This window comes from Aurantiacibacter sp. D1-12 (genome assembly GCF_028858515.1).
Classification (GTDB): domain Bacteria; phylum Pseudomonadota; class Alphaproteobacteria; order Sphingomonadales; family Sphingomonadaceae; genus Alteraurantiacibacter.
Map to the genome: position 1 here is coordinate 14,602 of NZ_JAPJZJ010000002.1, position 23,712 is coordinate 38,313.

The window sequence follows — 23,712 nt, forward strand, 5'->3', positions numbered from 1 at the left end:
ATTTACGCCGCCAGACGAAGCAGCTAGGTCGCGAGCCTATGCAACCACTCGTTTCCACCCGGTGGCTTGAGGCCGAGCTTGGCGCACCTGATTTGCTGATGCTCGATGCCTCTGCACACCTGCCGACAGCCAACCGTGATGCGGCGCAGGAATTCGTAGACGGCCACATCCCCGGCGCCCGCTTTCTGGCTCTCAAGAGCATGACCAATCCCGATGACCCGGTCCCGTCAGCCCCGCCTACCCGTGCGCAGTTCGATGCCCATATGGCCGCGCTTGGGCTACGCGAAGGCCAGCGCATCGTCCTCTACGATAACAGTGACCTGCGCAGTGCAGCGCGCGGATGGTTCGTGCTGCGTCTGTTCGGGCTTGAAGAGATCGCAATCCTCGATGGCGGGCTGCAAAAGTGGATCGCCGAAGGGCGCGCGATTGAAACAGGCGCTGTCGAGCCTTCACCAAGCGCTCTTGTTAGCAGCGGCGGCAGGGGTAGCATACGCTACAAGGCAGACATGCTCGCCAATATCGAAAGCCGCAAGGAGCAGGTTGTCGATGCACGTGGGGCAGCGCGCTTCACCGGAGAGGAGGGCGACTTTCGCCCCGGCGTTTCCAACGGCCATATTCCCGGCTCGCGTAATCTGCCGTTCGGCGCCGTTTTCAATGACGATGGCACGTACAAGCACGTGGCAGGCATCCGCGCGGCCTTCACCGAAGCAGGCGTGGATATCGACCAGCCGGTGACCACAACATGCGGCAGCGGCATCACCGCCTCTGTCCTCCTATTCGCAATGCATCTGGCGGGGCGCGAGGGTGCGCTCTACGATGGCAGCTGGAGCGAATGGGGAAGCGACCCCGACATGCCAGTGGAAACAGGGCCAGCCGTATGAGCAAAGACGATCACAAACCGGCCACACGCCTTGTAGAGGCGGGGCGGCGCAAAGAATGGACTACGGCCCCCGGAAAGCCAGGTGGTGTCGTCAATCCGCCCGTCTGGCGCAGCAGTACACACCTGTATGAAGACGTGGCCGATCTGGCAAAAGGACGCCCCAATGCCGACGGGCATTTCTATTACGGGCGGCGCGGCGGCCCAACGCAATGGGCACTTGCAGATGCGCTGACCGGGCTGGAGCCGGGCGCCGACGGCACCGAGCTGTTTCCCAGCGGTGTCGCCGCGATTGCCTGCACGCTGCTGGCATTGCTTGAGCCCGGGGATGAGCTACTCTTCACCGATAATGCCTATGAGCCCACGCGCATGATCGCGCTTGGCATGCTGAAGCGAATGGGCATCTCTGCGCGGAGCTTCGATCCGCTCGATCCCAAAGGCTTCGCGGATGCGATTGGCGAGAAGACAAAGGTCGTCATGCTGGAAAGCCCCGGCAGCCTGACCATGGAGGTCTGCGATATTCCAATCCTCACCGCCATCGCGCGGGAGCACGGTGTGCTCAGCATGGTCGACAACACCTGGGCCTCCCCACTCGGCTTCGCATCGCTGCAACACGGCTGCGATGTCAGCGTGATGAGCCTTACCAAACACGTCGGCGGCCATTCGGATCTGATGATGGGAAGCGCCTCTGCTGCTAAACCGGTTATCGAGCGCATTCGGCTGCAGTCGCAATACATGGGACAAGTCGTATCTCCCGATGACGCTGCCCTTGCGCTTCGCGGATTGCGAACAATGGGCCTGCGATTGGAGAAAACGACCTCAAGTGCACTTGAGATTTCCAAGTGGCTGGAATGGCGCGATGAAGTTTCCGCCGTGCTTTGCCCCATGCTACCCGGTGCACCCGGACACGATCTCTGGAAGCGCGATTTCACGGGCGGCTGCGGCCTGTTCAGCTTTGTCTTCCGTAACGCTGATAAGAAGGCACGCGAACGCTTTATTGACGCGCTCGACCTGTTTGGCATCGGCTTCAGCTGGGGCGGTTATGAAAGCCTTGCCATTCCGGTTGATCCCGATCGCATCCGTGACCATCAGGCGTGGCCTGCAGGTGTTGATCATGGAAGCGGGCTTGGCGTTCGCCTTGCCATCGGTCTAGAAGACCCATCCGATCTGATCCGCGATCTCGAATGCGGATTTGCCGCAATGGAGAATGCATGACCGCGAGCACCACGCCCACCGCATCAGCGGCCGTAAGCGACGCCGATGCAGTGCCATTGCGCGATCCGGCGACCGGAGATCCGCTGATCGATCCCGAGACGGGTGATCAATTGGTAGGTGTCCCCGCTCCCGATCCCGTACCCGTGCTCGATCCGGAAACTGGCGAACCCATGGTCGATCCCGAAACCGGGGAGCCACTGCTGGCCATACCGGAAAATTCGGACGAAGTGCCCGACCCCGAAGCGACCGAAGCCATTTCGACCGCAGCCGAACTGGGCGACGCTGTGAGCGAGCGAAGCGAAACCATCGGCGGCATGGTCAACAGCATGCAGGGCATGGCCCTGGAAGTCGGCTCCATGCGGATTTCGCTGTGGGACGTCTTCGTCGTTTTCTTCGTCATCGTGCTGGTCCTCACCATCGCATGGATGATTACCAAAGCGCTGCGCGGCGGGTTGAAGCGCGTCACGAAGCTGGACGAATCGCAGCGCGTGCTCGTTGAGAAGATCGCTACGATCATAATCTGGGTCGCCGCGTTCCTCATCGGTATTGACGTTCTTGGCATTGATCTGACTGCGCTCGCCGTATTCTCCGGTGCCTTCGGTCTTGCCATCGGTTTTGGCCTGCAAAAGACCTTCGGTAACCTGATCTCCGGCATTATCCTGCTGATGGATAAGTCGATCAAACCGGGCGACGTGATCTCTGTCACCGATCAAGCAGGGAACGACAGCTTCGGGCAGATCCGCAAGATCGGCATTCGCGCCATTTCGGTGGTGACTAGAGACCAGACCGAATACCTGATCCCGAACGAAAACCTGATGATCAATCAGGTGGTCAACTGGTCCTACAGTTCCAAGGATGTGCGGGTAAAAGCGCCCGTCGGCGTCTCCTATGGCGCAGATCTGGATCTGGTGCAGGAGCTACTGTACCAGGCCGTAAACGAGGTGCCGCGGGTGTTGAAATCACCCAAACCCCGGGTCAACCTGATGGGCTTTGGCGATAGCTCGGTCGACTTTGAATTGCGTTTCTGGATCAAGGACCCGGAAGAGGGGATGGCGAACATCCGGTCCGACGTTTACACTCGGATCTGGCAACTTTTTAAAGAGCATGAGGTAGAGATTCCGTTCCCGCAGCGCGACCTGAATTTGCGCGGCGGCGATCAGATGCAGCAATTGATCGAGGCAATTGCCCAGCGGGTCGAGACCAAGAAGAACGGCTGATTTCCGGCGTTTTTGGCAGCTTCTAAAGCAGAGCTACACTCCGCCCAATCCATTCTCGCTGGTTATGCTGCGTCGCAACGCGCATTTCCGCGGTCATGGAAAACGGCACAATCTATCTGGTCGGCGCAGGCCCGGGCGATCCTGACTTGCTCACCCTCCGCGCGGCGCGGCTGATCGAATCGGCACGCCTTATCGTGCATGACGGGCTCGTCGATCCGGCGATCCTCGACATGGCCAGGCCCGAAGCCAAGCTCGTCTCGGTGGCCAAGAAGCGTGCCCGACACACCCTTCAGCAAGATGACATCAACGCGCTGCTGATCCGCGAGGCAAAGGCAGGCCACGATGTCGTGCGGCTGAAAGGCGGCGACCCCTTTGTATTCGGCCGCGGCGGTGAAGAAATGGAAGAGGCCCATGCCGCCGGTGTGCGCGTTGAAATCGTTCCGGGTATCTCGGCGGCCAACGGCGCAGCGGCCGCGTCGGGCATCCCGCTCACACATCGCGACGCCGCAAGCGTCGTCAGTTTCGTTGCAGGTCAGTGCAAGGGCCTGTCCGATCAGGACTGGTCAGGCCTAGCCGGCGTTGGCCGCACTCTGGTGATCTACATGGGCGTGAAGACTGCACCGCAGATTGCCGAAAAGCTGATGGCCGATGGCCTCGCACCGGACATGCCACTCGCCGTCGTTGAAAACGCCTGCCGTCCGGAAATGCGCGTCCTGCGCGGGCCTCTCGCCGCGCTTCCCGATCTGGTTGAGGTGGAGGCGGTAAAGAGCCCTGCCCTTATCATCATTGGCGACGTTACTGCGCGGCCCAACGCTTCCGTCGCAGAGATGCTTGCGGAGTTTGTAGCATGAAGATTCTCACCGGAAATGACCTGAAAAGCGGCGCTGTCGTGTGGTGGGATGGTCAGAACTGGTCGCTCCACATCACCGATGCAGCTGATGCGGCGGACGAAGCCGAAGCAATCATTGCGCGCGAGGAAGCAGCTCGCCGTGTCAACGCGCCATACGCCATCGACGCCGTGCAAACTGAAGACGGCCCCCGCCCCGCGCACATCAAGGACCGCGTCCGCGCGCTCGGCCCGACGGTGCGGCCAGACCTTGGATACAAAGCAGCCGAACAGCGCGGCTGGGATTGGGTGATCTGATGTATCAGTACGATCGATACGATCAGGCGATGGTCGATGCGCGCGTGGAAGAGTTCCGCGATCAGGCGCGTCGTCGCCTCGAAGGCAAAATCAGCGAAGACCAGTTCAAGCCGCTGCGGTTGATGAACGGGCTGTACCTGCAGCTCCACGCCTACATGCTGCGCGTTGCCATTCCCTACGGCACGCTCAATTCGCGTCAGATGCACGCGCTGGCGGATATCGCGGACAAGTATGACAAGGGCTACGGCCACTTCACCACGCGGCAGAACATCCAGTACAACTGGATCAAGCTGGAAGATGCGGCGGACATTCTGGCGGACCTCGCCAAGGTGGAAATGCACGCGATTCAGACGAGCGGAAACTGCATCCGCAATATCTCGTCCGACCATTTTGCCGGTGCCGCTGCGGATGAAATCGTCGATCCAAGACCTTACGCCGAATTGCTGCGACAGTGGTCGAGCTTCCATCCAGAATTCAGCTACCTTCCACGCAAGTTCAAGATCGCGGTTATCGCGTCTGAAAAAGACCGTGCGGCCATGCGCCTGCACGATATTGGCATCAGTCTGGTTCGCGATGGTGCGGGCGAATTGGGCGCGGCATTCTACGTCGGCGGCGGCATGGGCCGCACTCCGATGATCGCCCCGCTGATCCGCGAATTCGTACCGCTCGACCAACTGGTGACCTATTCCGAGGCGTGCCTGCGGGTCTACAACCGCTACGGCCGTCGCGACAACAAGTACAAGGCGCGCATCAAGATCCTCGTCCACGAAATGGGCGCGGAAGAATATGCGCGGCAGGTTGAGGAAGAATTCGCGCATCTGCTCAATCAGGGCGTGGAACCGCCGCTGGCAGAGCTTGAGCGCATCAAAGGCTGCTTCGCGGACCCGGATTTCAAGACCGACCTGACGGATCGTGCCGATCGTTCAGACCCGGACTTCGCCCTGTGGATCGATCGCAATTGCACTCCGCACAAAGTTGCTGGTTATGTCTCGGCAGTAATCAGCCTGAAGCCCGTTGGCGGAATCCCCGGCGATGCGACAGCAGAGCAGATGCACCTGATGGCGGACCTCGCCAAGGAATACAGCTTCGACGAACTGCGCGTGATGCACACGCAGAACGTGGTGCTGCCGCATGTCGAGATCGGGCGACTCTATGAACTTTGGAAGAAGTTGGAGGCGGCTGGTCTCGGCACACCCAATCTGGATCAGATTGACGATATCATCGCCTGCCCCGGCCTTGATTACTGCTCGCTTGCCAACGCGCGTTCGATCCCCATCGCACAGCAGATTTCGGAGCGGTTTGCCGCGTCTGGAAAGGGCGATGCACTGGGCGAACTGAAGCTCAAGATTTCGGGCTGCATCAATGCATGCGGCCACCACCATGCGGGCCATATCGGTATCCTTGGCGTCGATCGGAAGGGTGTCGAGAATTACCAGCTCCTGCTCGGTGGAAGCGAAGCGGAAGACGTCTCGCTCGCCAAGATCACCGGCCCCGGTTTTGACGAGACGGGCATTGTCGACGCAGTCGAGAAAGTTGCCGACACATACCTCGCCCAACGCGAGGATGGCGAGCGTTTCCTCGATACCTATCGCCGTGTCGGCATGGATACATTCAAGGAGGCGCTTTATGGCTGATACCGATTTGGGAACCGGCCGCGATGAGGTGCAATTCCGCTTCCGCGAAGATGAGCCGAGCGACAGCGCGCAGGTAACCGTCGATGCCTTCCTGGCGCAGGCAGACGCCAGTGCCGTGCGCATCGAGCCTGGCGATGATGCGCGAGAATTGCTGCCACATCTGGCGCGTATCAAGCTGATTGAAATGAATTTTCCGGTCTTTGGTGACGGCCGCGGCTATTCGTCTGCGCGCCTGCTTCGCGAGCATGGATACACCGGCGAATTGCGCGCGGTGGGTGACATTCTGATCGACCAGATCGCCTATATGCGCCGCTGCGGTTTCGACGCATTCGCACCAGAGAAGGCGCTGGATGAAGCGGACGCCGAGGCTGCTTTCGCGCGCTGGGAAAACGTCTATCAGCCCACCGTTGACGGTCGGGAGCCGATCTGGAAGCTGCGTCATGGGTGAAGCCGTGCGCAACCTCGATGTGATCGACACCGGCCCTGCATTCACGCAGGCAGATGCCGATGCGCTAAACGCGCGTTTCGATGGTGTCGACGCGTTGACAATGCTGCGCGCGCTGTTTGCCGAAGGCACGCTGGGGCGTGTCGCCGTCGTCTCAAGCTTCGGGACCGAAAGCGCTGTGTTGCTCGATCTGGTGGCCAAGGCCGACGCGAGCATTCCGGTGATTTTCGTCGATACGCTGAAGATGTTTCCCGAAACACTTGCCTATCGTGAAGAGCTGATTGCGCGGTTTGGCTTCACCAACAGCCAGGTTGTTACGCCGGACGAGGCAGTCCTCGCCGCCAAGGATGAGACAGGTCTTCGCTGGTCCTACGATCCCGATGGCTGCTGCGCGATCCGCAAGGTCGAACCACTGGCGCGGGCCAAGGCCGGGCTCGATGCGTGGATTTCGGGACGCAAGGCGTTCCAGTCATCAACCCGCGAGAACATCGCCCGCTTTGAAGTCGAAGAGGGTCGCCTCAAGGTCAATCCGCTGGGTGATTGGGTGAAGGACGATCTCGAAGCCTACTTCGCAGAGCATGACTTGCCGCGCCACCCGCTGGAGGCGCAGGGCTTCCTCTCGGTCGGTTGCGCGCCGTGCACGTCGCCGGTTAAGCCCGGTGAAGACCCGCGCGCTGGGCGCTGGCGTGGCTGGGACAAGACCGAGTGCGGAATTCACTCGCCGAACGACCCTAATGGGAAGAGCGACAGCCTGCCGCCGGGCTACGAACCGTTCCTATAAGCCCTATTCGGGCAACAACAGTCCATACGCCACGAGCGTGGCGAGCACATCGTCCAACTCCTCGGCATCAGAGACCGTGAAATCCGTCTTGCGCATAGCGCCCGCGCTAATCTTCTCGGGTAGCTGAGCAGCAAGCTCTGCCGATAGCGGGATGCTCGCGCCGGACAGGACGATCTGGTGCTCGTCCCCCTCTTCGCCGGGCACAGTCTCCATGCTGTAGAGGATATGTTCGCGCACGCGCAGCACCGTGTCTGCATCTATTCCCGAGCAAAGCGCCAGCAAGGCACCGCGCAATTGCGGGCCCTGCGCGCGCACGAAGTTGCCAGAAAAGGCGGAGCGGGTCGCATCGAAGCTGGCCTTGCGCGCGATTTCACCTATCAGCTGCGCGAACTGGGTCGCATGCCCCTCGCGCGCTTGCTCATCGGAGAAATACAGGTCGCGCGGCAAGGAATGGCGCATTTCAGGTATGCGCAGGCTCGCCTCTGCCACCGCCTCCAGCATGAATTCGGCCCATGTCTGGGTCAGGATGCCGACGGTGATATGCAGGCTCGGCTCGTCACCGTGATTGGGGGCGCGGTGCGCGGTACCGCGCGGCACGTAGACGCACTCGCCCGCCTCCAGCACGAATTTCTCTTTTAGCGGGCCTGTTTCATCGACGCCCTTCTGAAAACCCTCCCCGCGCAATGGCAGGCCATCGCGGTCGCCGTAGATCTCCCATTCCTTGGCCCCTGCGATCTGGATCACGAAGACATCGTGATTGTCGTAGTGAATGCCAAAGCCATGCGCGGATGGCGGGGTGAGATAGACATTCGTCTGCACGCGCGAACCGAACTGCTGCTCCAGCGCAAGACACAGCGCGTACAACTTGGGATCGGCAAAATGCAGCTGCGGCAGAATGATCGTGGCCCCGTCGCGGAAATTGTCGAGCACTGCCCCGCGATCCACCGCGCCATTGGGGAAGGTGTACTCGCTGTTCGCAAGCCCCTCACCCGACTTCGCCATATTGATGGCCGTCGCGGGAAGTTCCGTATCGGCTATGATCTCGTCAATCCGTTCGAGGCTCAGCAGATCAGCCACTTCGCCGTGCTTCAGGCGGCTGTGATGCACCTTGCGCTCGTAATATTCGGAGAAGAATTCTTCGGGCGAGAGCGGCGCGATCAGGAGCTCAAGCGCCGCCTTGGTAGAAAGGCTGGAGGTCATGAATTCGGTTTTGCCTCTTCAAAACGAACAAGGGCGGGAGAAGGCGATGCCCGCTCCCGCCCTATTACAATAGGACTGTGTCTGCTGCTTAGGAGCAGGTGCCCCGACCGCGGCCATAGCCGACAGAGTCGGTTGGATCGCTATCGGTGCGGCCAGTACGGCCATTGCCACCCGGATCAGACGAACCGCCGCTGTCGCTGTCTGTCGCACCGGTGCGATTGCCACGGCCATTACCCGCACAATCGCGGTTGGAGCCCGTATCGCTGTCTGTCACGCCGGACGATCCACTGCCACGGCCATTGCCTGCAGGGTCCGCATTGGAACCTGAATCGCTGTCCGTCAGGCCACTGCGGCTGCCGCGACCGTTGCCAGCCGGATCGGCATTGGAGCCGCTGTCACTGTCGGTCACACCACTGCGATAGCTGCCACGGCCATTGCCAGCCGGATCTGCGCTTGAACCCGTATCGCTATCGGTAACACCGGTTTGACCACGACCGTTTCCAGCCGGATCAGCATAGGTACCCGTGTCGCTGTCGGTCACTCCGCTGCGGCGCTGTGCCGAAGCAGGCGAGCTGACAAGTGATGCCGCTGCTGCACCGGTCACCAGGCCCACGAAAGAACGACGCGAGACAGGTTTTGCTCTTTTTGCCATTTTTTCCCCCTAATGATCTGCGGAACTCATGTTCCGAAACCGTGCATTGACCCTACCAAATGAACGGGTGATGACAAGGCTTCACGTCAATTATCTCTCGACTGCTTACAGCCAGCCATTGTCAGCGTACCACTTGGCGGTCTGCGCAAGCCCCTCCCGCGCCGTAACTTCAGGCTGCCAAAGCGCCTTCGGAACGGCCCTTTCAGGAGCACTCACCCAGTCGGGATGCGCCATATAACTGGCGCGGTCGGGCGTTAGCTTGGCTTTACTTCCGCGCAAAAGCCGGTCCGCTTTCGCTGCCGCGCGCAACAGGAAGGACGGCACATTGGGCGCCCAGACATTCTTGTCCATAGAACGGCCGATCGCGCGCGCAAAGTCTGTATGTGCCCAGCCGTTTTGTGTTCCATCATCGGGTTCGAAAATCCGGCCGAAGGTATCGCTTGCCGGATCTAGGACGGCAAGCAGCAAGCGGGCAAGGTCGGTGACATGGATGATCGATGCCCGTCCCGACGGCGGCATGGGCACAAAGCGCCAGCGCGCAGCCTTGAACACCTCGAAAATCTCGGTGTCGCGCGGGCCGTAGACGGCGGGCGGGCGGACAATCGTCCAGTCAAGCCCGCTGACCTGCACAACTTCCTCCGCCATTCGCTTGGAATAGCCATAGTTCGACAGGCCCGGTTCGCGTGCGGCGAGCGAGGACACGTGGGCAATCCGCGAGACGCCCGCATCGCGAGCAGCATCACAGACATTGCGGGTGCCTTCAACATTGCCCGCCATAAAGCCGGCCTTGTCCGGCGCGTTGACCACGCCTGCAATGTGCAAAACAGCATCAACGCCCCGCACCAGTTCCGACAATGCTGCCTTATCTTGCAGATCGCCTGAGACCCACGTGATGCCGTCAGTTGGCGTTTGGGATCTGCGCGTCAGCGCACGAACAGCGATGCCGCGTCTTACCGCTTCTTCCAGAACGCTTTGGCCAACAAAGCCCGTGCCTCCGGTAACGGCAATGATCACATCAGCACCAGATGGTCTCGATGCATCACGGCAGAGCGCGGTGCATGGCCGAGAATAGCTTCCTGCTCGTTGCTCTGCTTGCCCATGATCGCCTCCACATCGGAGACGTCATACTCTACCAGTCCTTTGGCGACCAGATTCCCGGCGATGTCATAGACAGGGATGATATCGCCACGGTCGAAATCACCCTCGGCATTGATAATGCCCGCCGCGAGCACGCTTTTACCGTTCCGAAGGGCCTGCACGCAGCCATCGTCTACCTTGATCGATCCGGCAAAGCGCATGCGTCCGCCGATCCATCCCCTGCGACCTGTCTCGTCTCTTTGCGGAAGGAAGAGCGTACCAGCCTGCGCGGCCATCGCGCGGGCGATGGGGTTTTCCGGTTTGCCGTTGAGAATGGCGAGCGCGATGCCCGCCCGTTCCGCAATCTCTGCGGCAAGCAGCTTGGCTGTCATGCCGCCCGAGCCCAGTCCCGAACTCGAGCCGCCATCGGCCATGTCGTGGATTTCCTGCGTCACGCCATCCACTTCGTCCAACCGCTCTGCATCGGGCTCGTCAGGATGCTTGTCATACAGGCCATCGACATCGGTTAGCAGGATCACACCATCGGCTTCGCACGCCTGGGCCACACGTGCGGCCAGCCGATCATTGTCACCAAAGCGGATCTCGCCCGTGGCAATCGTGTCATTCTCGTTCACCACCGGCACCACGCCGCTTCGAAGCAGGCGCCTGAGCGTGGCCGAAATATTGAGGTAACGGCGGCGATTTTCGAAATCATCGAGCGTCAGGAGCATTTGCGCCGCGACCAACCCGCGTTCGGCGAGCAACTGCCGCCACACGCTGGCCAGTTCGATCTGTCCGACCGAAGCAGACGCCTGTGCCTCTGCCAGCGTTCGCCGTCCGCCCTGCTCGAAATCAAGCTGCTTGGCGCCGATGGCAATCGAGCCGGAGCTGACCACGACCACATCCATGCCCATTTCGCGCGCGGTCCAGATCTCGTTGACGATCGTGCGCAGCCACTCGACCTCTACGCGCCCGCTGTTGTCGACCAGCAGCGCGCTGCCGATCTTGATCACCATCCGCTTGCAAACGTCCGGATCACGGAAATCGAGGAGGCTTTGAATAGGCATGGGTTGGAAAGGCTGTTTTCCTGGTCAATCGATGGCGACACCTGCCACTAGATGGGGGACCAGCCCCCCTCGTCGTCACCCTCTTCGCCGCCTTCATCGGGCATGCTGTCGGGCTGTTCGGTCATGGTGCGTCCGGGCAAGTAACCCAGCACCGCGTCCATGAGTTCCTCGATACCCTCGCCTGTCGCGCCGGACACCGCAAAGACCCTCTCGGCGCCTGCGGCCTTCAGTTCCTGGGCAAATCCTTCCGCAAGCTCGGCATCCGCCAGATCGATCTTGTTGAGGACGACAAGTGTGGGCTTTTCCTCCAGCGCCTCGCCGTAGGCTTCCAGTTCACCATCAACGATGCGCATAGCCTCGACCGGGTCGGTCTCGCCCAGGCCTGATATGTCGATCAGGTGGATCAGCACCCGGCACCGTTCGATATGGCCCAAAAACCGGTCGCCGATCCCGGCCCCCTCTGCTGCGCCTTCGATCAGGCCCGGAATATCGGCGAGCACAAATTCGCGCCCCTTATGGCGGACAACGCCCAGCTTGGGGATCAGCGTGGTGAAGGCATAGTCACCCACTTTCGCACCAGCATTCGATACTGCATTGATAAAGGTCGATTTTCCTGCATTGGGAAGGCCTACAAGACCCACGTCCGCCAGCAGCTTCAGCCGCAGCCAGACCCACATTTCCTCACCCGGTTCACCCGGCTGGTGCTGACGCGGAGCGCGGTTGGTCGAAGTTTTGTAGGAAGCATTGCCGCGGCCACCCATTCCGCCTTCGAGCATAACAATGCTCTGCCCTTCGTGGGTAAAATCGGCGATCACCTCTTCCTTGTCTTCGGACAGGACTTGCGTGCCGACAGGCACTTCGATCACCAGATCGTCGGCACCTGCGCCATAGCGGTCCTTACCCATGCCGTGGCCGCCACGTTTGGCCTTGAAATGCTGGGCGTAGCGGAAGTCGATCAGGGTATTGAGGCCGGGCACCGCCGTCATGATGACATCGCCGCCCTTGCCACCGTTGCCGCCGTCAGGTCCGCCGAATTCGATGTACTTTTCACGCCGAAAGCTGACAGCTCCGGGGCCGCCCGCGCCGGACTTCATGAAAATCTTGGCTTGATCCAGAAAATGCATGGCCGCCCCTTAGAGCAGAATGCGGCCATATGCACCTGTTCGATTGCGCTATTGTGCGGCGCCGTCCTCTTCCGGCGGCAGCACGATCTCCTCGTCGGGCAGAGGCTGGACCACGGGCGTGCCGGTATCGCTCTCATCGACGGGAATTACAGGGATTGCAGCACCGGTTTCCGTGTCGGGTACAACCACGGTTTCGACCGGCGTCGTATTGAAGTTCTGTACGCCGGCAGCAGCCTGTTGTGCGGGCGTTCCGTACAACGCGACCCAGCCAGGCTGCGACGGGCCGTATTCCGCACCGTAGCGGGCATCCCAAGCGGCCGAGTCAACCTCGTAGGTTTCATAGGCGGTATAGAACCGTTCAAACGCCACTTCATACAGGGCAAGACCATTCACCGCGAAGGTCGCAAAATCGGCAGGCGGCGCAGTGTTGTATTCATTGGCGAGGGTCAGCGCGACATTGCAGAACTCACGACGCGCGGCAGGCAGCGCGAAATAGTTGTACAACTCTGTCGAATGCGATTCCCGCAGGCGAATTGCTGCACGACGGTTGCCCCCCGCATCGGAGCGGAAGCGTGATTCCAGCCGGCTATTCACACCGTTCAGAACGCTCGCCTGCGAACGCAACATGGTCGCATAGGTATCGAGCACCGGCTGATACTGCGCCTGCGTGCAATTGAGTGCTGCCACGTTCCAGCCCGAACGGAAGTGCCACACGGCTTCATCCTGGCCGAGTGCGCTGTTGATCGTCATCCGGTTGCCAAACGCATCCTTGCGCGGAATTTCCATGCGATAGGAAGCAAGCTGGGGCGGGACGGGGCGATAAGGGATGGTTTCCACCACCGGCGGCGGAGGCGGTGGAGGAGGCGGCGGTGGCGGCGGTGGCGGTGTTGCACAGGCCGCCAGCAAAGCAGCACTTGCACAAACCACGACGGTCTTGGCAGCCAGACGCCCATTACCCGGAGTCTGGCGTTCAATCGATCGGATGGTGACCGGAGGCGTTTCCATAATTCGCGATAATCCCTTGTGTGGGGCCAATGTTCCCACTCGTCCCTTAAGCTGGTCTGACTATCGCGTGCGGCGGGCAAAGAAAATGCCCGGAGTGCAAATATGCACCCCGGGCACGATCAAGTGAATCTTTGACGCGACCAGTGGAGCCGCATCAGGTCCTACTCGCGAGCAGCGCCCATGAAGCGCAGCAGGAACAGGAACATGTTGATGAAATCGAGATAGAGGGTGAGCGCACCCATGATGACCAATTTGCCCATCGGATAGGCTTCTGCCACCGCTGGGTTGGTCATCTTCATCTGCGAAATCGCCAAGTATTCATGCTTGAGGCGCTGCGTGTCATATGCGGTCAGACCAGCAAAGACCAGCACGCCGAGCGCCGAAATTGCGAGATCCAATCCCGAGATCGGTGCGCCTGTAAAGAACGCCCAGCCGATGTTGAGGAGTGAAGCAAGAATCAGGCCGATCACACCCATAATCAAGAAGCTGCCCCAGCCAGAAATGTCCTTCTGAGTGGTATAGCCCCACAGGCTCAGTCCGGCGAAAGCGCCAGCAGCCGCGAAGAAAGTCATCGCAATCGAAGGACCGGTGTAGACGATGAAAATGTACGAAATCGCCATCCCCATCAACACCGCGTAAGCCCAGAACATTGCCTGCAAAGTACCTGTCGAGAAACGGTCCCGGCCAAAGCTCATGGCGAAGACAATTCCCAGCGACCCGAGAGAGCCGATCATGAGAACTGCGCCCGAAACCATTCCGGCGCGCGCCAGAAGCATAGCGACAAGACCCGTCAACAACACGCCCGAAGCCATGTAGTTGTAAATCGAGAGCATGTGTTTGCGCAGGCCAGCGTCAAAGCTGGTGCGGCTCTGCACATCACCCGCTTGGCCCGGAGCGGTGCCGAAACCCTGCCGGGTCTGGTTGTCGTTCCATTCTGCCATGTATCCAAAACTCCTTTTACCCGGCCACCCCATAGTGGGCCGGATCAGGAGTAATATCGGCACAAATGCGCCAATTTTCAAGGGAAACCGCGGGAAATGCGGTAAGCCGCGCATTAACCAGCAAAACCCGTGCAAGAGCTTGATTAGTCTTGTGCTTCTTTCGCCATTTCGACGCTGCGGTCGCGCGCGGCGCGCAGGGTTTTGGTCATCAGCTGGGTCAATGCTTCGCCATCATCAAGCACGTCCATGCCTTTGCGCGTCACGCCGCCGGGGCTGGCAACCATGTCCGCAAGCTTGCCCGGAGCATGGTCGGATTGTTGTGCGAGCGCAGCCGCACCCTCCGTCATGGCAACCGCCAGTTCACGGGCCTGATCATCGGGCAGCCCCAGTCGCACGGCTGCAACGCTTAGTGCATCAATGAAACGGTAGACGAATGCAGGGCCACTACCGGCAAGCGCGGTGACCAGATCGAAGCGATCCTCTCCCACCCAGCTCGGCGTTCCCAGCGGTTCATGGAAAGCAAAGATCGCATCGCGCCCTTCGTCTTCCAGCCCTTCTTCGGCCAGTGCAACGGGCGACTTGCCGAGCGCGCAGGCGAGATTGGGCATGACCCTCACGACCGCCTGTGCGTCAGGGAAATGCTTGCGGAGCACATCCAGCTGCACACCGGCGAGCACAGAGAGCACGATTGTACCCGGTCCGGTTACGCCTTGCAGCGTGGGAGCGATATCGCCGAGCATATAGGGTTTGAAACCGAGGAGCACGGCATCGAACTGGCGATCCTCCGGCACTTCGCGCAGCAGTTCGACATCGCCTGGCACACTTTCACGCGTCGGCGTCACCACGGTGAAACTGTCTTTGGGCAATCCCGCAACCAACCAGCCTTCCAGCATGGCTCCGGTCATATTGCCGCAGCCGACCAGAAGGATCTTTGCCGCAAGGCCTGTTGATGTGCTCATGATTGTCTCCGCTGTTGCAGCGGATGTAGGGGACTGGCGCGAAGTCTCAAGCCTTGAAGCTCAAGCTTCTCCGGCGGCGTCGACCAGCGCAGCATCCAATGCCTCGCGCGGGCCCTTGTCACCCCACAGCACGAACTGGAATGCGGGATAGAAGCGATCACATTCTGCCACTGCAGATTCGATCGCCATCTGCGCCATGTCGAGGCTGAGCATGCCATCGTCACCCAGCATCAACCCGTGCCGGTAAAGCAGCATTCCGCCCTGCGTCCAGATATCGAAATGGCCGAGCCACAACTGCTCGTTGATCATCGCCAGCAACTCATAGGCGACCGCGCGCTTGCCGTCGTTCACGCGAATTTCCGGCAGACACAGAAGCTGCAGCACACAGTCGTCACGCCGCCAGATCGCTCGCAGTTGATATGTCGTCCAACTACCTGGAATCTCTACCGTAACTTCATCTTCGCTGACTTGCTCGAAAGCCCAGCCATGCGCTTCAAACAGCGCTGTGAGCATTTCGACGGGAGCCGCATCGTCGGCCTGCTCCATCGTTGCGCGATCGGTATTCATTGGGCGGTTTTTCTTGCGATGACCATGCCAAGCTTAATGCGTCGTAAGGTATATTTTGCGCAATCGAATCGACCAAAACGGTCGGGCAAAACTCGTCTCGCTTGTTTACAAGATGTGCACAAATCATCGCTGCCCTAGGGGAGCGCGATATGCGCGATCAATCGAGCGGACGGACCTCTTCACCCTCTGAACTGGTGAATCGGAAGGCATCGATGCCCGCTTCGGCCAGTTCGGAGACGAAATTCTGTGCGGCGCGGGCCGAATCGAATGGCCCGGTCACCAGTCGGTTGGTTGCGTTCCACGGTGCGGTGAAAGCGTCGCGGTCCTCCAGCAGGCCGTCCGAATTGCGCTGCAGGCGGCGCCAGTCGAAGCGAAAGGCGGAAATATCCTGACCGGTGGCAACCTGCACCCAATGGCGGCTGGGGTGTGCTGGCGGCGGCGGCTCGACGGGTTCAGGCTCTTCGCGCGCCGGTTCGATAGTCGTGATGTCCACCGCGCCAGCACTCGGAGCGACGGTGTTGCCAGCGGGCAGCACGAAATCGGCGAAGGCTTCTTCCAGACCGAGTTGCTCGGCAGTCCGTTCTTCGGTTGCAGCAATGACCTCCTCCACTGAGGGATCGGCGGGTGTTTGCACGACCGGCTCGCTGATGGAGAATGATGGACGTGCCTGCTCTTCCGGCGGAAAATCGGCCTCTTCGTCGAGCACCGCGACGACGACCGCCTCCGGCTCGCTCGCGGCAGGCGAAGGCGATTGCCCGACTTCGCTCACCGCCACATCCGGCAAACCTGTCGGCTCGTCGAGGTTTGCCTGCTCAACCGCCGGAGTATCTGCGGCTGCAAGTGCCGGCAGCTCGCCATTCTCGTCCAGTGTGGCAGCAGAACGCGGTCCAAGCGGCTCCCCGCTCGGCGTCAGGCGATCGTTGTTCGCCTGCGCCGGAGTTGCTGTTGGAGGCGTGGACGCCCGTGAATTGGCCAAAGCAGCGACTTGCGGCGTATCGCGCCCGATCTGCGAGGCCTGCGGAAAGCGCCCGAGATTGGCAGCTGCCGCCTGCTGCGCGCTGGTCAACCGCGGCATGTAACGCAAATAGGGCTCCAGCCTCCCTGACAGGCGCGCCGGGAGCATCGTTTCGGTGATCGCAATCGCCTCTTCATCGCGGCCCAGAATGGCAAGCGCAAAAGCGCGGGTGCGGTAGGCGGCTCGATCCTGCCGTTGCAGCAATGGTAACAGGGTCGCTTCCGATGCGGCAGCATCACCGGCAATAGCATAGCTAAGCGCTAGACGGCGGATGACTTCGTTGCTTTCGCGCTGGCTCAGCGCCTGGCGATAGTAACGCTGGGCACGGGCATGGTTGCCAACCAGGTCATAGGCGAGCCCCCGTTCAGCCGCGACGCGGTTCATCCGCTCGCCTGCGTTCTCTGCATTGGTGAATAGTTGAACGGCAGTGGCCCCCTCGCCGCGCCTCACCGCGACTTGCGCGAGGCCAAGCAGCATTCCGCCGTCATTGGGATCCACACGCTGCGCCCGATTGAAGAAGCCGAGTGCACCGTCATAATCGCCCAACTCCAGGGAGGCATTCCCTGCATCGACGAGTGCACGCAGGTTGGTGGGATTGCGCGAGAGGCGCTGGAGCGCGTTGGAAAGGTCTCCCTGCGCTTCGCTAGGCAAGGCCTGCACGACTTCCTGGGCTTGCACGGCACCTGCGCCAACGCTGGTGATAGCAAGGCTGGCAGCGCCAGTCAGAAGGACACAAAAATAGGAACGCGACCGTTTCATTGGCCGCGCCCTATACATGTTTGACTGAACCCGGAAAGAACGAAAATCGACGATCTGCCCGGTATTGGCTATTGGTTGTTCTGGCGACCGAGGAAACGCGGGATGCGCATGGCGCCGCCGCCATCTTCATCATCCTCATCTTCATCGTCCTCTTCATCGGAGGACGAGCCCTGACGGGACAGGTTGGCCATCCGCTCGAACAGCGTGCTGCCACCTCCGCCAGACGATCCGCCACCTGATTCCGGTGCAGCCTCGCCGCCACCGCTTTCTCCGCCCTCTGCACCTTCACCGCCCGAAGCTTCACGAGCTGCACCCAACATGCGGGCACGGCGACCGCCGCCCGTTGCGTTCGGATCGACATCTTCATCAGCTTCGGCAAGGCGCGATGCATCGAGAAGCAGTTCGTCTCCGCCTTCACCTTCTTCGCTGCCGGTCGAAGCATCTTCTTCAGCGACAGGCTCGGCTTCGGGTTCCACCTCTTCTTCACCCATGCCCGTAGGTATTGCAGGTTCGGCTGGTGTTTCCGCGTCTGCGGTCAAATCGAGCGCATCATCGCCCCCGTCCGCATCGCCACCCATGCCATAGCCATCGGAAGCATCGGCCCCGTAAGCAGTATCGTCTGCAGGTTCAGGCAGAGGTTCTTGTGCGGGCTCTTCAGCAACAGGCTCAGGAATGGCAGGAGCCTCTTCCTCGGGCTCGTCCATCACACCGAGATCCAGAGTGTCGTCCTCTTCATCCTCGATACCGTCGTCAGTGGGAATCGGAATGGCCGGGCGGCTCGGCCCGCGCGACGCGGACAGATCAACCGGGCGAGACACTTCGCCCATGCCCTCTGCACCCTGCTCGATGCCGGTCGCCACCACACTGACACGGATCTTGCCGTCCAGCTCCGGATTAAAGGCACTGCCCCAAATGATGTTTGCTTCGGGATCGACCAGCTCGCGAATGTGGTTTGCGGCTTCGTCTACCTCAAGCAGCTTCATGTCTTCGCCGCCGATGATCGAAATGATCACGCCCTTGGCCCCCTGCATGGAGACACCATCGAGCAACGGGTTGGCAATAGCGCGTTCGGCAGCTTCGAGTGCGCGGTTGTCACCCTCGCCCTCGCCCGTGCCCATCATGGCCTTACCCATTTCGCCCATCACGGAGCGAACGTCGGCAAAGTCGAGGTTAATGAGGCCCGGCATCACCATCAGGTCGGTGATCGAGCGTACGCCCTGCTGCAGCACTTCGTCGGCCAGCAGGAAGGCTTCCTTGAAGGTCGTTTCCGCCTTCGCGACAAGGAACAGGTTCTGGTTGGGAATGACGATCAGCGTATCGACATTCTTCTGCAGCTCTTCAATCCCGCTTTCGGCGCTGCGCATGCGGCGCGTGCCTTCGAACAGGAACGGCTTGGTGACGACGCCAACGGTCAGAATGCCCCGGTCGCGCGCGACCTTGGCAATAACCGGAGCAGCGCCAGTACCCGTACCGCCGCCCATACCGGCCGCGATGAAGACCATGTTTACGCCTTCCAGCGCGCGCTCGATCTCCTCAACGGTTTCTTCGGCAGCAGCCCGACCGACTTCAGGGCGTGAACCTGCACCCAGGCCTTGCGTGATATCCGGCCCCAGCTGGATGCGATGCTCGGCAGCCGAGGTGTTCAGCGCCTGCGCATCGGTGTTGGCCACGATAAAATCGACGCCTTCAATCTCGCTTTCGATCATGTTGGCGATGGCGTTGCCGCCCGCGCCGCCCACGCCGATCACAGTGATCCGCGGACGCAGTTCCTCGACAGAGGGCGGGCCGATATTGATACTCATCTTAAAATTCCCCCGGGGAGAGATAGTTATTCGTCACAATATAGTGTGCCACAAAGCGATTCGCAGGGTGAGAAGCATGTAAATTGTTTCCACAGCTACGCATTTCGCTCAAAAGTACTCCCGCATCGCAGCCCACACGCGCATGATGGAGGCCACAGGGCCATAAGAGCTGGTGCTGGTGAAGCGTGATCCGATGGAGCGAATGTCGACCGGGTCCTCCGCCGCATAGAGCACCAGTCCCGCCAGCGTAGCAAAACCGGGCACCGAATGCGCCTCCGGCAATCCGCGTAGCGCCACGGGCTTGCCGATGCGCGAAGGCACACCGAGAACGCTTTGCGCATAGTCTGCAAGGCCTGCCAGTTCAGCGCCGCCGCCGGTCAGAACAACCTGCCGCGCACTGGATCCGGAGTGCCCGCCGGTAAAGCCCATGCCATCCAATGCTTTACCCACTTCGCGCATGAGCTGGTCGAGCTCTCCGGTGATGACAGCGATCAGCTCTGCACGTGGAACCTGGTTGCGATCATCCGCGCCGCGCGCAACGGGGCCGCGACCTTCTTCTCCCGGCGCCGTAACGGAGACCATTTCGCGGTGATCGTGCGGGCTGGCGATAGCCGAGCCGTTGACGCATTTCAGCCGCTCTGCCTGAAAACGGCGGATCGAAAAGGCGCTGGCAATGGCATCGGTAATGTCGTTCGAGCCGCGCGGAATCGCTGTGAGGCCCACCAGCATTCCACCAGCATAGACAGAGACGTTGGTTACCTCGCCCCCGAATTCGACCATGGCGACCCCCAGATCACGCTCTTCCGCGGTCAGACAGGCAAACCCCGTGGCGAGCGGCGAGGCCACCACGCCTTCAACATCGAGGTGCGCGTTCTGCACCGCTTCGGTGACATTGCGAATGGGAGCGCCATCGGCGAGCATTACGTGTACATCGACACCCAGCCTGTCAGCATGCAGATCCTTGGGATTGGCAACCCCGTGCGCGCCATCGAGGAAATAGCAGGCCGGCTGCGCGTGGAGAACGCTGCGACCATCAGGTTGGAGCGTCTCGCGCGCGGCGATCAGCAGCGCCTCGATATCCTCTTCTTCGATCCGGCGCCCACCAATGGCGATTTCCACCGGGCGGATTTCACTGGCGAGGCCTGCGCCCGAACATCCGATCCAGACACTGTCCACGCTGGTTCCGGCGAGCTTCTCTGCCCGCTCCAGCGCATCGCGCACGGCATAGGTTGCCGCCGCCATATCGACGACATAGCCGCGGCTGATGCCCTGGCTGGCGCGGTGCCCACTGCCAAGCACCTGCATCTCGCCGTTCTCAGTGATCGCGGCGATCATCGCGGAAATGCGGAAAGATCCGATATTTACCGCACCGATAACCCGCGCGATATGCTGCTGACCTGCCATCAGCTTTCCTCCCCCATAGTGACTTCTTCCCGCTCCGAACGGCCGGGCACATTCATGTACATGCGCGGTGCATTGCGCATGTCAAAGCTCGCGGCCTGTCCGCCGATCAGGCGATGCACACCATCGGCCTGCGCAAAGCTGATCAGCGCTGCAGCGGCACGCTCCTGCCCTTCCGGCAGGGCCAGTTCCTGATCGGTGTTGAACGTCAGATCCCAGCGGCGATTGCCGATCCATTCGGCGGCCTTGATCTGGTTCTGCAGCGCGGGCGCGGCATCGAGAAGTTCGGTGAGCTCTTCCACCTGATCCTGCGCACCGGGCCCTGCAATCAGCAGATAGTCGGCAGCATTGGCGCGGCTGATCGGCTCCAGCTCCACGCCGCTCGCATCGATCAGCATCAGGCGATCCGGGCGTTGGAGTACGGCGTGCGGTTCACGCTCGATAATGTCGATCACCAGCGTATCGGGCAGCTGACGCGAAACGCGGGCATCACGCACCCAGGGCAGCTCCACCAGTTCTTCACGCAGACCGTGCAGATCGACCTGCGTCATCGCGAGGTTTTGCTGGCTGAGCGCGCGTTCGTAGACCGTCTGCACGTTCATCCGCTCCACGCCTTGGGGCTGGATACGGCGCACTTCGTACCCGGCGTTGGACGCCACATGGGCAATACGCTCAGACGCAACGGCGGAAGCGCCCGAGATGTTGGCGACAAAGATCAGGCCGGCGAGCCCGCCAGCAAGGATCAGGAAAGTGAAAGCCTTGTGCAGTTGCTCCTCAGTGAAGGGGAGCATCGAGAGCAAACGACCGATGATCGACTGCCCCTTGTTGCGCGCGGTACGCACGCGGCGGCTGGTGCCCTGTGCGCGGGCCTGACGGCGGACGCCCTTGGTCTTGCGGGTGACCTTGCGCGCCATTAGTCGAGCTTCCCAGCACGCCGCAGCGCGTCCTCTACGATCATTTCGCACAGGGTCGGATAGTCGATGTCGCAATATCGTGCCTGCTCGGGCACGAGGCTGAGCGGTGTCATGCCTGGCTGCGTGTTCGTCTCGAGCACAAACAGCCCGTCCTCGCCGCGCTCGTCATCCCAGCGGAAGTCGGTTCGGCTCGCGCCATGGCAACCCAGCACCTTGTGCGCACGCTCGGCATACCGATGGCATAGAGCGGCGATATTCTCGGGAATCTCAGCCGGGAAAACGTGGGTCGTGCGCCCGTCTGTATACTTGTTATCGAAGTCGTAGAAACCGTTTGCGACGATTAGCTCGGTGACCCCCAGCGATCTCGTGCCGCCTTCGGTATCGATCACCGCCGTCGTCAGCTCCCGACCGCGGATATAAGGCTCTGCCAAAAGGCTGCTGAACTGCTGCCACGGCCCCGCCGCGTCACGCGCGATCGGGTTACCGTAATTGCTTTCGTCCGTGACAATCGCCACGCCGACAGAGGAGCCTTCGTTCACGGGCTTCAGCACATAGGGCCGCGCAATCGGGTCACCTTCGAACAGCTCTTCGGACTGTACGATCCGCCCACCGGGCATCGGGATACCCTGCGGCACGAGTGCCTGCTTGGTCAGCTCTTTATCGATGGCGACAACCGAAGTCGCGAGACCCGAGTGCGTGTACGGCACCCCCATCAGATCAAGCATGCCCTGCACCGTTCCGTCTTCTCCGGGCACGCCATGCAGCGCGTTGAACACGACATCGGGCGCGGCTTCGCGGATTTTCGCGGCCACGTCGCGATCCATGTCGAGACGCGTTACCTGATGCCCCGCGCTTTCCAGCGCATCGGCCACACCATTGCCGGTCATGAGCGAAACTTCGCGTTCATTTGCCCAGCCGCCCATCAGGACGAGGATGTGCAAGGGAGAAAGACGTGCCATCGCGTTACGGCCTCCCCACCCGCTTGATTTCCCATTCGAGAGACACGCCCGTTTTCTCGCTCACACGGCGGCGCACTTCCTCGCCCAGGTTCTCGATATCCGAGCTGGTGGCATCGCCGGTATTGATCAGGAAATTGCAGTGCTTTTCGCTCACTTGCGCTCCGCCCATTGTCAGCCCGCGGCATCCGGCTTCATCGACCAATTGCCATGCCTTTTGGCCTTCGGGGTTCTTGAATGTCGATCCGCCTGTCTTGGTGCGAAGCGGCTGCGAATTCTCGCGCTCAGCGGCGATGCGGTCCATTTCCGCGCCGATTGCCTCCGGGTTGCCCTCGACACCCTTGAAACGCGCCGCAACCACAATGGCGCCATCAGTCAGTCGCGAGTGGCGATAGGAATATTCCAGATCCTGCACCGGCAGGGTGACGCAGGTGCCATCGGGCATTACGACATCGCAATCGACCAGAATGTCAGCCACTTCGCGCCCGTAGGCACCGCCGTTCATCCGCACGAAACCGCCGACAGTGCCGGGGATGCCGCGTAGGAATTCCATGCCTGCAATCCCCGCATCGCGGGCAGCGGAAGCCACCAGAATGCCGGGAGCACCGCCGCCGCATTCAACGACGTGGTCCCGCTTCACCTCCACCGTGGAGAACGGCTTGCCCAGCCTCACCACGACGCCCGGAACACCGCCGTCGCGGATAATGAGGTTGGAACCAAGGCCAAGCGCCATCACCGGAGTACCCGGCTCCAGTCCGCCAAGGAACGAGGTGAGGTCTTCCAGATTGGCCGGTTCGAACAGCCAGTCAGCATTGCCGCCGCTCTTGAACCAAACGAGTTTGGCGAGCGGTGCGCCCTGCTTGAGCACGCCTTCGACATTTGCAGGCACGGAGGTTGAGCCGCCAGGCTCTTCCCCGCCGCCGGGTGCTCCGCTGACAAAGCGCCTTTCACCCATTTGCA

General features: G+C 61.0%; 23 protein-coding genes. 8 read left to right on the top strand and 15 right to left on the bottom strand.

Features of this window, described 5'->3' with window-relative positions; translation table 11 throughout:
• Nucleotides 1-38 precede the first annotated feature (38 nt).
• The 8 genes from OOZ52_RS04190 (at nt 39) to OOZ52_RS04225 (ending at nt 7,313) form a co-directional block, all read left to right on the top strand.
• Nucleotides 39-881, top strand: coding sequence for a sulfurtransferase (locus tag OOZ52_RS04190; protein ID WP_274697250.1), 843 nt, complete (start codon nt 39-41; stop codon nt 879-881).
• Entirely contained in the window at nt 878-2,092 is a 1,215-nt protein-coding gene (metC, locus tag OOZ52_RS04195) for a cystathionine beta-lyase (RefSeq protein ID WP_274697251.1), read from the top strand. Before OOZ52_RS04190 ends, metC begins: the two co-directional genes overlap by 4 nt.
• A complete protein-coding gene (locus OOZ52_RS04200) occupies nt 2,089-3,309 on the top strand; it encodes a mechanosensitive ion channel family protein (protein WP_274697252.1) in 1,221 nt (406 codons plus the stop codon). Before metC ends, OOZ52_RS04200 begins: the two co-directional genes overlap by 4 nt.
• 95 nt (nt 3,310-3,404) lie before the next feature.
• Nucleotides 3,405-4,160, top strand: coding sequence for a uroporphyrinogen-III C-methyltransferase (gene cobA, locus OOZ52_RS04205; protein WP_274697253.1), 756 nt, complete (start codon nt 3,405-3,407; stop codon nt 4,158-4,160).
• Nucleotides 4,157-4,453, top strand: a complete 297-nt coding sequence (locus tag OOZ52_RS04210) for a DUF2849 domain-containing protein (protein ID WP_274697254.1) — start codon at nt 4,157-4,159, stop codon at nt 4,451-4,453. The genes cobA and OOZ52_RS04210 overlap by 4 nt, the downstream gene beginning before the upstream one ends.
• Nucleotides 4,453-6,087 (top strand): nitrite/sulfite reductase, encoded by a 1,635-nt coding sequence (locus OOZ52_RS04215; RefSeq protein WP_274697255.1) that lies wholly within the window; start codon nt 4,453-4,455, stop codon nt 6,085-6,087. Before OOZ52_RS04210 ends, OOZ52_RS04215 begins: the two co-directional genes overlap by 1 nt.
• Nucleotides 6,080-6,535 carry a DUF934 domain-containing protein gene (locus tag OOZ52_RS04220; RefSeq protein ID WP_274697256.1) on the top strand — a complete coding sequence of 152 codons (456 nt, stop codon included), beginning with the start codon at nt 6,080-6,082 and terminating at the stop codon, nt 6,533-6,535. The genes OOZ52_RS04215 and OOZ52_RS04220 overlap by 8 nt, the downstream gene beginning before the upstream one ends.
• Nucleotides 6,528-7,313 (top strand): phosphoadenylyl-sulfate reductase, encoded by a 786-nt coding sequence (locus OOZ52_RS04225; protein WP_274697257.1) that lies wholly within the window; start codon nt 6,528-6,530, stop codon nt 7,311-7,313. Before OOZ52_RS04220 ends, OOZ52_RS04225 begins: the two co-directional genes overlap by 8 nt.
• Before the next feature lie 3 nt (nt 7,314-7,316).
• Here OOZ52_RS04225 and OOZ52_RS04230 read toward each other — a convergent pair whose 3' ends face one another.
• The 15 genes from OOZ52_RS04230 to murB form a co-directional block, all read right to left on the bottom strand.
• Nucleotides 7,317-8,513 carry a cupin domain-containing protein gene (locus OOZ52_RS04230; RefSeq protein WP_274697258.1) on the bottom strand — a complete coding sequence of 399 codons (1,197 nt, stop codon included), beginning with the start codon at nt 8,511-8,513 and terminating at the stop codon, nt 7,317-7,319.
• 88 nt (nt 8,514-8,601) lie between these two features.
• Nucleotides 8,602-9,165 carry a hypothetical protein gene (locus OOZ52_RS04235; protein ID WP_274697259.1) on the bottom strand — a complete coding sequence of 188 codons (564 nt, stop codon included), beginning with the start codon at nt 9,163-9,165 and terminating at the stop codon, nt 8,602-8,604.
• A gap of 105 nt (nt 9,166-9,270) precedes the next feature.
• Nucleotides 9,271-10,179 (bottom strand): NAD-dependent epimerase/dehydratase family protein, encoded by a 909-nt coding sequence (locus OOZ52_RS04240; protein ID WP_274697260.1) that lies wholly within the window; start codon nt 10,177-10,179, stop codon nt 9,271-9,273.
• A complete protein-coding gene (proB, locus tag OOZ52_RS04245; RefSeq protein ID WP_274697261.1) occupies nt 10,176-11,309 on the bottom strand; it encodes a glutamate 5-kinase in 1,134 nt (377 codons plus the stop codon). The genes OOZ52_RS04240 and proB overlap by 4 nt, the downstream gene beginning before the upstream one ends.
• 47 nt (nt 11,310-11,356) lie before the next feature.
• Nucleotides 11,357-12,433 (bottom strand): Obg family GTPase CgtA, encoded by a 1,077-nt coding sequence (gene cgtA, locus OOZ52_RS04250; RefSeq protein ID WP_274697262.1) that lies wholly within the window; start codon nt 12,431-12,433, stop codon nt 11,357-11,359.
• Between the two features lie 48 nt (nt 12,434-12,481).
• Nucleotides 12,482-13,438, bottom strand: coding sequence for a hypothetical protein (locus OOZ52_RS04255; protein ID WP_274697263.1), 957 nt, complete (start codon nt 13,436-13,438; stop codon nt 12,482-12,484).
• Between the two features lie 161 nt (nt 13,439-13,599).
• Complete coding sequence (locus OOZ52_RS04260) at nt 13,600-14,379, bottom strand: Bax inhibitor-1/YccA family protein (RefSeq protein WP_274697264.1); 780 nt, start codon at nt 14,377-14,379, stop codon at nt 13,600-13,602.
• 143 nt (nt 14,380-14,522) lie between these two features.
• Entirely contained in the window at nt 14,523-15,338 is an 816-nt protein-coding gene (locus OOZ52_RS04265; protein WP_274697265.1) for a pyrroline-5-carboxylate reductase family protein, read from the bottom strand.
• 60 nt (nt 15,339-15,398) lie between these two features.
• Nucleotides 15,399-15,905, bottom strand: a complete 507-nt coding sequence (locus OOZ52_RS04270; protein ID WP_274697266.1) for a YbjN domain-containing protein — start codon at nt 15,903-15,905, stop codon at nt 15,399-15,401.
• Between the two features lie 157 nt (nt 15,906-16,062).
• Nucleotides 16,063-17,679: a tetratricopeptide repeat protein gene (locus OOZ52_RS04275; protein ID WP_274697267.1), complete on the bottom strand. Its 1,617-nt coding sequence runs from the start codon at nt 17,677-17,679 to the stop codon at nt 16,063-16,065.
• Nucleotides 17,680-17,747: 68 nt separating this feature from the next.
• Entirely contained in the window at nt 17,748-19,481 is a 1,734-nt protein-coding gene (gene ftsZ, locus OOZ52_RS04280; RefSeq protein ID WP_274697268.1) for a cell division protein FtsZ, read from the bottom strand.
• Between the two features lie 108 nt (nt 19,482-19,589).
• Entirely contained in the window at nt 19,590-20,885 is a 1,296-nt protein-coding gene (ftsA, locus tag OOZ52_RS04285) for a cell division protein FtsA (RefSeq protein ID WP_274697269.1), read from the bottom strand.
• Nucleotides 20,885-21,796 carry a cell division protein FtsQ/DivIB gene (locus tag OOZ52_RS04290; RefSeq protein WP_274697270.1) on the bottom strand — a complete coding sequence of 304 codons (912 nt, stop codon included), beginning with the start codon at nt 21,794-21,796 and terminating at the stop codon, nt 20,885-20,887. Before OOZ52_RS04290 ends, ftsA begins: the two co-directional genes overlap by 1 nt.
• Nucleotides 21,796-22,755: a D-alanine--D-alanine ligase gene (locus tag OOZ52_RS04295; RefSeq protein ID WP_274697271.1), complete on the bottom strand. Its 960-nt coding sequence runs from the start codon at nt 22,753-22,755 to the stop codon at nt 21,796-21,798. The genes OOZ52_RS04290 and OOZ52_RS04295 overlap by 1 nt, the downstream gene beginning before the upstream one ends.
• Nucleotides 22,756-22,759: 4 nt before the next feature.
• Nucleotides 22,760-23,707 (bottom strand): UDP-N-acetylmuramate dehydrogenase, encoded by a 948-nt coding sequence (gene murB / locus OOZ52_RS04300; protein WP_274697272.1) that lies wholly within the window; start codon nt 23,705-23,707, stop codon nt 22,760-22,762.
• Between the last annotated feature and the right edge of the window lie 5 nt (nt 23,708-23,712).